Source organism: Pseudomonas sp. Marseille-P9899 (assembly GCF_903166565.1).
In the GTDB taxonomy this organism is placed as follows: Bacteria; Pseudomonadota; Gammaproteobacteria; order Pseudomonadales; family Pseudomonadaceae; genus Aquipseudomonas; species Aquipseudomonas huaxiensis.
In genome coordinates this window covers 15,969-26,889 of record NZ_CAESCG010000007.1, presented here as the reverse complement: position 1 = coordinate 26,889, position 10,921 = coordinate 15,969, and the positions used below count along the sequence as shown (strand labels likewise).

General features: G+C 63.6%; 9 protein-coding genes and 2 pseudogenes. 4 read left to right on the top strand and 7 right to left on the bottom strand.

Annotated elements, in window-relative coordinates:
- Complete coding sequence (locus tag HWV67_RS26390) at positions 1-1,251, bottom strand: sarcosine oxidase subunit beta family protein (RefSeq protein ID WP_110972459.1); 1,251 nt, start codon at positions 1,249-1,251, stop codon at positions 1-3.
- Positions 1,252-1,266: 15 nt separating this feature from the next.
- On the bottom strand, positions 1,267-2,520 hold the full coding sequence (gene glyA, locus HWV67_RS26385; protein WP_110972460.1) for a serine hydroxymethyltransferase: 1,254 nt from the start codon (positions 2,518-2,520) through the stop codon (positions 1,267-1,269).
- Between the two features lie 270 nt (positions 2,521-2,790).
- Here glyA and HWV67_RS26380 point away from each other — a divergent pair, with 270 nt between their 5' ends.
- A complete protein-coding gene (locus HWV67_RS26380) occupies positions 2,791-3,831 on the top strand; it encodes a threonine aldolase family protein (protein WP_175653399.1) in 1,041 nt (346 codons plus the stop codon).
- A gap of 88 nt (positions 3,832-3,919) precedes the next feature.
- Here the strand turns inward: HWV67_RS26380 and HWV67_RS32310 are convergent, their stop codons facing one another.
- The 4 genes and pseudogenes from HWV67_RS32310 to HWV67_RS26365 form a co-directional block, all read right to left on the bottom strand.
- Positions 3,920-4,648: a methyl-accepting chemotaxis protein gene (locus HWV67_RS32310; RefSeq protein WP_371929349.1), complete on the bottom strand. Its 729-nt coding sequence runs from the start codon at positions 4,646-4,648 to the stop codon at positions 3,920-3,922.
- 138 nt (positions 4,649-4,786) lie between these two features.
- Positions 4,787-5,812: pseudogene (locus HWV67_RS32305) on the bottom strand (HAMP domain-containing protein); the annotation flags it as partial.
- Between the two features lie 222 nt (positions 5,813-6,034).
- Positions 6,035-6,337, bottom strand: coding sequence for a cell division protein ZapA (locus tag HWV67_RS26370; RefSeq protein WP_095156235.1), 303 nt, complete (start codon positions 6,335-6,337; stop codon positions 6,035-6,037).
- Positions 6,334-6,564, bottom strand: coding sequence for a hypothetical protein (locus tag HWV67_RS26365; protein ID WP_095156236.1), 231 nt, complete (start codon positions 6,562-6,564; stop codon positions 6,334-6,336). The genes HWV67_RS26370 and HWV67_RS26365 overlap by 4 nt, the downstream gene beginning before the upstream one ends.
- Positions 6,565-6,845: 281 nt before the next feature.
- Here HWV67_RS26365 and HWV67_RS32300 point away from each other — a divergent pair.
- The 3 genes and pseudogenes from HWV67_RS32300 to HWV67_RS26355 form a co-directional block, all read left to right on the top strand.
- A pseudogene (locus HWV67_RS32300) lies at positions 6,846-7,616 on the top strand (MCP four helix bundle domain-containing protein); the annotation flags it as partial.
- Positions 7,608-8,471, top strand: a complete 864-nt coding sequence (locus tag HWV67_RS32295) for a methyl-accepting chemotaxis protein (protein WP_371864292.1) — start codon at positions 7,608-7,610, stop codon at positions 8,469-8,471. The pseudogene HWV67_RS32300 and the gene HWV67_RS32295, both read left to right, overlap by 9 nt.
- A gap of 324 nt (positions 8,472-8,795) precedes the next feature.
- Entirely contained in the window at positions 8,796-9,671 is an 876-nt protein-coding gene (locus tag HWV67_RS26355; protein WP_175653396.1) for a hypothetical protein, read from the top strand.
- 9 nt (positions 9,672-9,680) lie between these two features.
- On the opposite strand, the gene gbcB is transcribed toward HWV67_RS26355, so the two are convergent.
- A complete protein-coding gene (gbcB, locus tag HWV67_RS26350) occupies positions 9,681-10,784 on the bottom strand; it encodes a glycine-betaine demethylase subunit GbcB (protein WP_175653395.1) in 1,104 nt (367 codons plus the stop codon).
- Positions 10,785-10,921 lie beyond the last annotated feature (137 nt).

Sequence of the window (10,921 nt, the reverse complement as noted above, 5' to 3'; positions counted from 1 at the left end):
TTAGTGGGCGACGGCGGCTGCGCCGTGTTCGTCGATCAGGGCGCCGTTGTGGAAACGGTCGATGGAAAACGGTTTGGCCAGCGGGTGCATTTCGCCCTTGGCCAGGCTCGCGGCGAAGACGTTGCCCGAACCCGGGGTCGCCTTGAAGCCGCCGGTGCCCCAGCCGCAGTTGAAGAACATGTTCTTGACCGGGGTCTTGGAGATGATCGGGCAGGCGTCGGGGGTGGTGTCGACGATGCCGCCCCACTGGCGGTTCATGCGCACGCGGGAGAGGATCGGGAACATCTCGACGATCGCCTGCAGGGTGTGTTCGATGACCGGGTACGAGCCGCGCTGGCCGTAGCCGACCCAGCCGTCGATACCGGCGCCGATGACCAGGTCGCCCTTGTCCGACTGGCTGATGTAGCCGTGCACGGCGTTGGACATGATCACGCTGTCGATGATCGGCTTGATCGGCTCGGACACCAGCGCTTGCAGCGGATGCGATTCGACCGGCAGGCGGAAGCCGGCCAGGCCCGCCATGTGCCCGGAGTTACCGGCGGTGACCACGCCGACGCGCTTGGCGCCGATGAAGCCCTTGTTGGTTTCGACACCGATGACGGCGCCGTTTTCCTTGCGGAAACCAATGACCTCGGTCTGCTGGATCAGGTCAACGCCCAGGGCGTCGGCGGCACGGGCGAAGCCCCAGGCCACGGCGTCGTGACGGGCCACGCCGCCGCGCCGTTGCACGGTGGCGCCGATGATCGGGTAGCGGGTGTTCTTGGTGCAGTCGAGGTACGGAATCTCGTCGCTCACCTGCTTGGCATTGAGCAGCTCGCCGTCCACGCCGTTGAGGCGGTTGGCGCTGACCCGACGCTCGGAGTCACGCATGTCCTGCAGGGTGTGGCACAGGTTGTAGACGCCGCGCTGGGAGAACATCACGTTGTAGTTGATGTCCTGCGACAGGCCTTCCCAGAGTTTCATCGCGTGCTCGTAGAGGTGCGCCGACTCATCCCACAGGTAGTTGGAGCGAACGATGGTGGTGTTGCGGGCGGTGTTGCCGCCGCCCAGCCAGCCCTTCTCGACCACTGCGACGTTGGTGATGCCGTGTTCCTTGGCCAGGTAGTAAGCCGTTGCCAGGCCATGGCCGCCACCGCCGACGATGACCACGTCGTAGACCTTTTTCGGGGTCGGCGTGCGCCACATGCGCTGCCAGTTTTCGTGGTGGCTGAGGGAGTGTTTGAAAAGGCCGAAGCCCGAATAGCGTTGCATGGTCTGTTACTCCACTCAGCGGTAAACCGGGAAGTCCGCACACAGTGCCGACACGTTGCGCGCCACATCGGCTTCCACATCGGCATCGCCGAGGTTGTCGAGGATGTCGCAGATCCAGCCAGCCAGCTCCACACACTGGGCGACCTTGAAGCCGCGGGTGGTGACGGCCGGGGTGCCGATACGCAGGCCCGAGGTCACGAACGGCGATTGCGGGTCGTTCGGCACGGCGTTCTTGTTGACGGTGATATGAGCGCGGCCAAGGGCGGCATCGGCCTCTTTGCCGGTCAGGCCCTGACGGATCAGGCTGACCAGGAACAGGTGGTTGTCGGTGCCGCCGGACACTACATCGTAGCCACGCTTGATGAACACGCCAGCCATGGCCTGGGCGTTATCGATAACCTGCTGCTGGTAAGTCTTGAAACCAGGCTCCTGAGCTTCCTTGAAGCACACGGCCTTGCCGGCGATGACGTGCATCAGCGGGCCGCCTTGCGCGCCGGGGAACACCGCGGCGTTGAGCTTTTTCTCGATCTCTTCGTTGGCCTTGGCCAGGATCAGGCCGCCACGCGGACCGCGCAGGGTCTTGTGGGTGGTGGTGGTGACCACGTCGGCGAACGGCAGCGGGTTCGGGTAGAGACCTGCGGCAACCAGGCCGGCGACGTGGGCCATGTCGACGAACAGCAGCGCACCGACCTTGTCGGCGATGGCGCGGAAGCGCGGGAAATCGAGGGTCTTGGAGTAAGCGGAGAAGCCGGCAACGATCATCTTCGGCTTGTGCTCGACGGCCAGGCGCTCGACTTCGTCGTAATCGATCAGGCCGGTGTTGGTGTCGATGCCGTATTGAACGGCGTTGTACAGCTTGCCCGAGGACGACACTTTGGCGCCGTGGGTCAGGTGGCCGCCGTGGGCCAGGCTCATGCCGAGGATGGTGTCGCCGGCTTGTAGCAGGGCCAGGTAGACAGCGCTGTTGGCGGAAGAACCGGAGTGCGGCTGGACGTTGGCGTAGTCGGCGCCGAACAGTTGCTTGGCGCGCTCGATGGCCAGCGCCTCGACCTTGTCGACGTGCTCGCAACCGCCGTAGTAGCGCTTGCCCGGATAGCCTTCGGCGTACTTGTTGGTCAGGCCGCTGCCCTGGGCCTGCATCACCCGCTTGCTGGTGTAGTTTTCGGAAGCGATCAGCTCGATGTGATCTTCCTGACGTTGCTCTTCGGCATTCATCGCCGCCAGCAGTGCATCGTCATAACCTTGAATCTGGTCTTGCTTGCTGAACATCGCATCTCTCCCGGCAGCGGCATAGGTCTTGTAGGCGGGCGCCGTGGCATTGACGGCATCCTTTGCAGCGATGGTATGGCCGGGCCCCTCAGGCCAGATGCCTGCGCACGCCACGGAAAGGTGCGTTTACGACATTGTTTTGTCTTGTTTGCGATAGTCGCCCCCGATGAGGCCTGTACTCCTGTGGCTGCTGGTTGATCTTGCTTGTATAGGCAACTGCTTAATCGATGCATTAGAGTGCTCCCCTGCCTCGCTCACAGGACTCGCGCCATGACAGAACAAAGCCAACAATTCGCCAGCGACAACTATTCCGGCATCTGCCCCGAGGCCTGGGCCGCCATGGAAAAGGCCAATCACGGCCATGAACGCGCCTACGGCGACGACCAGTGGACCGCCCGCGCTTCCGACCATTTCCGCCAGTTGTTCGAAACCGACTGCGAGGTGTTCTTCGCCTTCAACGGCACCGCGGCCAACTCGCTGGCGCTGTCGTCGTTGTGCCAGAGCTACCACAGCGTGATCTGCTCCGAGACCGCCCACGTCGAGACCGACGAATGCGGCGCGCCGGAGTTCTTCTCCAACGGCTCCAAGCTGCTCACCGCCCGCAGCGAGAACGGCAAGCTGACCCCGGAATCGATCCGCGAAGTCGCGCTCAAGCGCCAGGACATCCACTACCCCAAGCCGCGCGTGGTCACCATCACCCAGGCCACTGAAGTCGGCAGCGTGTACCGCCCCGAAGAACTCAAGGCGATCAGCGAAACCTGCAAGGAGCTGGGCCTGAACCTGCACATGGACGGCGCGCGCTTCGCCAACGCCTGCGCCTTCCTCGGCTGCTCGCCGGCCGAGCTGACCTGGAAAGCCGGGATCGACGTGCTGTGCTTCGGCGGCACCAAGAACGGCATGGCGGTCGGTGAGGCGATCCTGTTCTTCAACCACAAGCTGGCCGAAGACTTCGACTACCGCTGCAAACAGGCCGGGCAACTGGCGTCGAAAATGCGCTTCCTGTCGGCGCCATGGGTCGGCCTGCTGGAGAACGGCGCCTGGCTGCGCCACGGCATCCATGCCAACCACTGCGCGCAATTGCTCAGCAGCCTGGTGGCGGACGTGCAGGGGGTGGAACTGATGTTCCCGGTGGAAGCCAACGGCGTGTTCCTGCAGATGCCGGAGCCGGCGCTGGAAAAGCTGCGTAATAAAGGCTGGCGGTTCTATACCTTCATCGGCAGCGGCGGAGCACGGTTCATGTGCTCGTGGGATACCGAAGAGGCGCGGGTGCGGGAGTTGGCGGTGGATATTCGGGCGGTGATGGGCGTCTGATGATGTGCGGCTCTTCGCGAGCAAGCTCGCTCCTACAGGATCGGCGCAATCTGTAGGAGCGAGCTCGCTCGCGAAGGGCCCCTGCAACCTAGAGCTTGAACCCACCCATCTGCTTGGCCAGATCATCGGCCAACCGCTGCAACGCCTCGCAATCCTTCCGGCACGCCTCCACTTCCGTCGCCGTCGTCCGCGCCAGATCGGAAATCCCCTGCACGTTGCGGTTGATCTCCTCGGTCACCGCCGACTGTTCTTCGGTCGCCGTCGCCACCTGCAGGTTCATGTCGCTGATGCGCTCTACCTGCCCGGTGATGGTGGTCAATGAATCACCGGTGAGCTGACTCGACTCGACTCCCGTTCCCGTCGCCGTCTGCCCGGCATGCATCGAGGCCACCGCAGTGCCGGTGCCTTGCTTGAGGCGCTGGATCATCTGCTGGATTTCCCCGGTCGAGACCTGGGTGCGCTGCGCCAGGGTGCGGACTTCATCCGCCACCACGGCAAAGCCACGGCCCATTTCCCCGGCCCGCGCCGCCTCGATGGCGGCATTGAGCGCCAGCAGGTTGGTCTGTTCGGAAATGCTGCGGATCACCGCCAGCACCTTGTCGATGGACGCCACTTCCTCGGCCAGTTCACTCACCGCGTCCGCCGCCGTACCGATCTCGCCGGACATCCCTTCGATATGCGCAATCGAGCGCTGCACCACGTCCCGCGCCTGCAAGGCTTCGTCGCGGGCGGTCTGCGAGGCGTGCGCCGCGTCGCCGGCGTTCTGCGCGATTTCCTGCACGGTGAGGCCCATCTGGTGCACGGCGGTGGCGACCATCTCGGTCATTTCCTGCTGCTTGAGCGAGCGATCAGCGGTGCTGACCACCACATGGATCACCTGCCCGACCGCCTTGCGCAACTGCTCGCTGGTGCGCAGGACTTCGCCGATCAGGTTGCGCTGGCCATCGAGGAAGCGGTTGAAGCCCCGGGCCAGATCACCCAGTTCGTCGCGGCGGCTTTCGTCGAGACGGTGGCTGAGGTCGCCGCCGCCATCGCCAATGGCGATCAGCGCGTCGGTCACCTGGCGAATCGGCCGCGCGATGCCCCGCGCCAGCAACACCACCAACAGCAGCGAAAGCAAGGCCACGGCGCCGCCGATCAATGAGGTCAGCCAGACCGCGTCATGCATCTGTCCGTAAATCTGCGACTCCGGCACCTCGGCCACCAGGCGCCAGTTCAGGTCGCGCAGCGGCAGGCTCAAGGCCAGGTAGCGCTCGCCGTCACGCTCGAAGCGGCTGCTCTGCAAGCCATCGGTTTTCGCCAGGATCGCCTGCGCCGCGGCCTCGCCGATCTGTTCGGACAACTGCCGCTTGCCGCCATGCTCGTTCTGCGGATGCACCTGGATCAGGCCGTCGCCGCGTACCAGCATCACCCGCCCGCGCTCGCCGAAGCTGAAGTTGTGGATCAGCTCGGACATCTCGGTCATGCGCAGGCCAAGCCCGCCGATGCCCACCAGCTTGCCGGCCTTCTCGATCCGGTAGTCGATGAACAGCGCCAGCTCGCCGGTGGCTCCGTCGGTATCGATGTTGAGCATGCGATTGTTGCCACTGTCGACGAATCCGAAGAACCATTTATCCGCCGGATTGTTGCGACTCAGGGTCCGGTCCAGGCCCTTCTCGTTGTAGTAGTGGTTGGTGTCGGTGGAGACGAACACCGACGTGAAGGCCTGGTTCTTCTCGCGCATGATTTCCAGGTACTCGACCACTGCCGGCGCCCCGGCAGGTTCCTCGCCAGCGGCGAGCCAGTCGCGCAGATAGGTATTGTGGGCAATATCGGCGGCCGCGGTCAGGGGCCGGCTGAGCATCCGCTCGATGTCGTTACGAATCGCCTCAATGCTGGCCGGCAATGCCGTGTCGACCAGGTAACGCTCGGTCAACCGATTGACCGCCACCGTGTAGATACCGACCACGATCAGAATGCTCACCAACAGGGCTGCGCCCATGCTTGTGATCAGTTGCCACTGGATACTGCGCCGCCAGAAGTGCATGGAGTTCCCTCGGAGAAATAAGACCTGTACTGCAAATGACAGGCCAATTGTATACACATTGGTATCCAATAATTCCATACGAGCAGCACAATGCCCCTCACGAATGTAAGGTCGGGCTGAAAAACACGAGGGAAAGGGATGTAGGTGTGGGAGCCGGAACGCTCCCACACAAGGCGATCAACTGTTGACGATGGCCTGGGAGATGGCGTCGACCGTGGCGCTGACTTGCTCTTGATAACGGTCGAGGGCCTGCTGGTGCGACTGCTGCAGTTCGATCTGTCGCGAGCACAGGTTCAGGGCCGCGAGAACCAGCAACTTGTCACCGATCAGCGACGGGTAATTGCGCTTGGTATCGGCCAGGGAAGCCTTGAGCATCCGGACCGCCTCGTGGAGCACGTGCTCCTGGCCTTCGGGGGCCTTGATCGAGTAGTCGTTGCCCATGATCGAGACGACATTGATCGTCTGCGCGGTCTCGTTCATGCGCTAACAGCACCCGCGCTGGCACGCTCGATCAGCGCCTGCAGGCGTGCGGTGGTGGCGCCGTTCTTGTCTTCCTGTTCCATCAGGCTCAGTTGCAGACTTTCGTTCTCGTCCTTGGCCTGGCTCAGCTCGGTGTCCAGTTGTGCATTGCGCTCGGCCAGTTGCTGATTCTTTTGCAGCAGCTCGCCGACCAGTTGTTCCAGTTGACTCAGAGTGGTGTCCAACATGATTGCCTTCTCGGGGGTGGTTGCGGGGGGCGCACACGATAAAGAAATCTCGACATGCCCGCCAGAGATATCGGGGCCAGAGCCCCGCGTTGGTGCACATTGACCTGATATAGGTCATCCGGTTCCCGCATTTGGTCGGACAACGCCTGCATGAAAGTCGATAGGCGGCTCATATTTTGTCGGACAAAGCCTAAAGTCCCGCCTGCGTTTACCGATAGGCAAGGTAATACCTCTCCAAATCGGCGCATGGATCGCGTCCCTTTCTGACTCGGATCCGACCCATGTCCCTACGCAACATGAATATTGCCCCGCGTGCACTGCTGGGGTTCGCGCTGATCGGCGCGCTGATGCTGACCCTGGGCATCTTTGCCCTCAACCAGATGAGCAAGATCCGCGAGGCCGGCGCGAACATCGAAAGCGTCACGGTGCCGAGCATCAAGAGCCTGGACCAGATCAGCCTGATGACCCTGCGCCTGCGCACGCTGTCCTACCGCCTGATGATCAACCGCGAACCGGAGCAACTGCAGACCACCCTCACCCAACTCGACCAGCGCAACGAGCAGATCGACGTGCAGCGCAAGATCTACGAGCCGCTGATCGCCGCCGATGAAGAGCGCGCCACGTACAACCAGTACGTGCAGGTGCTCGGCCAGTACCGCCAGCTCGAAACCCGCATGCGCCAGTTGTCGCAGAGCGGCGACCTGCCGGCCCTGCGCGACATGATCAACCGCGATTTGCTGCAGAACATGGAGCAGGTCACCGCGCTCCTGGACAAGCTGATCAAGATCAACACCGAGCAGACCCGCGACTTCAACCAGGCCGCCACCAACGAGTACGAATCCGCGTTCAGCCTGGTGATCGCCCTGCTGGTCGCCGCGACGGCGCTGACCTTCCTCTGCGCCGTGCTGCTGACCCGCAGCATCGTCAAGCCGATCGAAGACGTGCTGGGCGTGGCCGAGAAGATCGCCGAAGGCAACCTGACCCACGTCATCCACCCCGAAGGCAACGACGAAGCCGCACGCCTGCAACGCGCCATCGCGCAGATGCAGGAGCAGTTGCGTGACACCCTGCAGCAGATTTCCGGCTCGGCCACGCAACTGGCGTCGGCGGCTGAAGAGCTGAACAGCGTCACCGAGGAAAGCGCCCGCGGCCTGCAACAGCAGAACAACGAAATCGAGCAGGCGGCCACCGCCGTGACCGAGATGACCAGCGCCGTCGAGGAAGTGGCGCGCAACGCGGTGAGCACCTCCGAAGCGTCGCAGGAAGCCACCCGCTCCGCCGGCGACGGCCGTGACCTGGTCATGGAAACCGTCAGCGCCATCGAGCGCATGAGCAACGATGTGCAGAGCACCTCGGTGCTGGTGGGCAACCTGGCCGAACAGTCCCGCGACATCGGCAAGGTGCTGGACGTGATCCGCGGCCTGGCCGACCAGACCAACCTGCTGGCCCTCAACGCGGCGATCGAAGCGGCGCGTGCCGGTGAGGCCGGCCGTGGTTTCGCGGTGGTTGCCGATGAAGTCCGCGCCCTCGCCCACCGCACCCAGCAGTCGACCGCCGAGATCGAGCGGATGATCGGCAGCATCCAGGGCGGCACCGAACAGGCCGTCAGCTCGATGCGCAACAGCACCGAGCGCGCCGAGTCGACCTTGAGCATCGCCCGTGGCGCCGGCATGGCGCTGGAAACCATCACTGGCGCGGTGGCGCAGATCAACGAGCGCAACCTGGTGATCGCCAGCGCCGCCGAGGAGCAGGCCCAGGTCGCCCGCGAAGTGGACCGCAATCTGGTGAACATCAACGACCTGTCGGTGCAATCGGCCACGGGTGCACACCAGACCAGCGCAGCCAGCGCCGAGCTGTCGCGCCTGGCGGTGGACCTGAACAACCTGGTGGGTCGCTTCAGGATCTGATTCTGGACTTCAGGGGCGGTACGCCGCCCCTGAAGGCTTCGCACATCCCTGTGGAACCACGCCACCCGCAATCTGGACAGCACCACCAAGAATCCACCTACAACATTCCGCCCTGACCTACTTCACCTACACCCAACAACGCCACCACCCCACCGCCACAATCCCCCTTCCTACAAACCCCGCCTAAATCCCCCGGAAACCGCTGATTCCGCCGTCATCCGCCCCTTCTCCCCTCGCATGATTTGATGCAATTTCCCCCTGTGAACATTCCGACCAGTCCCTAACCTCTCGGCGTCCAGACCTCCTCCGAACGCCGGATCGCCCATGAACAAGGCTCAAGCCAGCCTGCTCCAAGAAACTTCCGACAGCACGCATCGCACGCCCCGTCAGACCATCGCCTTCTGGTTCGCCAGCCATTTTCTGCCCGTGCCTCTCGCGATCGGCTTTCTCGGCCCGCTGCAAGGCCTGTCGCTCTGGCAATCGCTGCTGGCGATCATCCCCGCCGTATTGTTCGGCACCCTTGTTCCCGTGCTGTGCCGATCCCTGCGCTGCGCAATCCTGCTGCTGCCGATCGCTCTGCTGCTCCATGTCCTGAATCTGGAAACACTCTTTCGCGTGGCGATTCACCTGCTGCCCGGCACGCCGATCAACTGGCAAGCCCTGGCGCTGATGCTGGCGGCGCTGATCGCGTTTGTCGGCCCAGGGTTGCTGTACCGCGTACAGGCCGTCCTCGCGCCGTTGCTGGCGTTGGTGTTCGGCCTGCTGACGATGGGCGCGGTGTTGTTGCTGGAAACGGACACGGCGCAGCGCCAGTTGCAGTTCTCTTGGTCGGCGTTCGTGCTTCAGGCGGTAGCAGCGGCACTCTGGCAGATCAGCCTTGCGCCGCTCGCCAGCAAAGGCACGCCGCATTACCTCGGCATCGCGCTGCCCGGGCTCTGGCTGATGTCGTTGGGCGCACTGATGGCCTCGGCCATTCCGGCGGTGGATACCGTCGTCAGCCTGCGCCTGGTGGGCGAGCGGTTCTATCCGGGGCTGGGCAGCCTCGCGGTGCTGCTGGGCGCGCTGGCGATAGTCGCTTCCATGGCAACCCATTCCTACGCGGTGCTGGCGGGGTGGCGCTTGAATGAAAAAGCCCGCGGGCTGGCACTCGCGGGCTTTGCATTGCTGGCGCTGTGGATTGAGCGCCAGCTCCATTCGTGACGGCGGACCTCAGTACTCGATCCGCACATCCCCTTTCGGCACGCTGCAGCACGACAGGATATAGCCCTCTGCCACGTCCTCATCGGTGATGCCGCCGTTGTGCTCCATCTCCACTTCGCCGCCCAGCTTGAGCACCTTGCAGGTGCCGCAGATGCCCATGCCGCAGGCCTTGGGAATCATCAGCCCGACCTTCGCCGCGGCGGCGTGCACCGTCTCGCCGGGGGCGATGCGGCTGCTCTTGCCGGTGGCGGTGAACTCCACCAGGTGCAGGTCGCTGGCTTCCACTTCTTCCGCTGCTTCGGCCGCCTGTTCGGCATGCTCCACCGCGTCGGCCTTGGCTTCCGGCGGGGTCGCACCGAAGGATTCCTCGTGATAGCGGCGCATGTCGTAGCCGGCGGCTTCGAGCAGGCGCTTGACCGCGGTCATGTACGGCGTCGGGCCGCAGCAGAAGATCTCGCGCTCCATGAAATCAGGGGAGATCAGTTCCAGCAGCTTGTGGTTCAGGTAGCCGCGATAGCCGGCCCAGGGCTCGCCCAGGCCGTGCTTCTCGCAAATGATGTGCAGGCTGAAGTTGTCGATCCGCGACGCCATGTGCTCCAGCTCGCGGTGGTAAATGATGTCTTTCGGCGAGCGGGCGCTGTGGACGAAGACCATGTCGACATTGGCGTTGGTGTCGTAGAACCAGCGGGCCATGGACATCACCGGAGTGATGCCGACGCCACCGCTGAGGTAGAGCACTTTCGGGCTGGGGAAGTCGATGGCGTTGAACAGCCCGACCGGCCCGTGCACCGCCAGTTCCTGGCCTTCGTGCAGGGTGTCGTGCAGGTAGTTGGAGACCTTGCCGCCGGGCACGCGCTTGATGGTGACCGAGAAGCTGTAGGGCACCGACGGAGAGCTGGAGATGGTGTAGGAGCGCATCACCGGCTGGCCTTCGATTTCCAGCTCCAGGGTGACGAACTGGCCCGGCTTGAAGAAGAACATGATCGGCTGGTCGGCCATGAAGCAGAAGGTGCGAACGTCCCAGGTCTCCTGGATCACTTTGACACAACGCACGATATGGCGACCGTTGGCCCAGGTCTGGGTGGTCACCGGATTCAGAAAGGGATTGGACATGCTCTTCGTCTCCACGGCCGACTGCGGCTCTATGGCCACGATAATGCGCAAGCCGCGAGCGTCCCACTTACCCATTCACGACATCGGCGTGCTTATCGCGACCAGCCCCCGGCAGCAAGGGCTTGCTCGTCGGAAAC

What these genes read in the sequence shown, in the direction of transcription:
- HWV67_RS26390 (WP_110972459.1), bottom strand. Translation starts at nt 1,251, where the DNA reads ATGCAACGCTATTCGGGCTTCGGCCTTTTCAAACACTCCCTCAGCCAC.
- glyA (WP_110972460.1), bottom strand. Translation starts at nt 2,520, where the DNA reads ATGTTCAGCAAGCAAGACCAGATTCAAGGTTATGACGATGCACTGCTG.
- HWV67_RS26380 (WP_175653399.1), top strand. Translation starts at nt 2,791, where the DNA reads ATGACAGAACAAAGCCAACAATTCGCCAGCGACAACTATTCCGGCATC.
- HWV67_RS32310 (WP_371929349.1), bottom strand. Translation starts at nt 4,648, where the DNA reads ATGGTCGCCACCGCCGTGCACCAGATGGGCCTCACCGTGCAGGAAATC.
- HWV67_RS26370 (WP_095156235.1), bottom strand. Translation starts at nt 6,337, where the DNA reads ATGAACGAGACCGCGCAGACGATCAATGTCGTCTCGATCATGGGCAAC.
- HWV67_RS26365 (WP_095156236.1), bottom strand. Translation starts at nt 6,564, where the DNA reads ATGTTGGACACCACTCTGAGTCAACTGGAACAACTGGTCGGCGAGCTG.
- HWV67_RS32295 (WP_371864292.1), top strand. Translation starts at nt 7,608, where the DNA reads ATGCAGGAGCAGTTGCGTGACACCCTGCAGCAGATTTCCGGCTCGGCC.
- HWV67_RS26355 (WP_175653396.1), top strand. Translation starts at nt 8,796, where the DNA reads ATGAACAAGGCTCAAGCCAGCCTGCTCCAAGAAACTTCCGACAGCACG.
- gbcB (WP_175653395.1), bottom strand. Translation starts at nt 10,784, where the DNA reads ATGTCCAATCCCTTTCTGAATCCGGTGACCACCCAGACCTGGGCCAAC.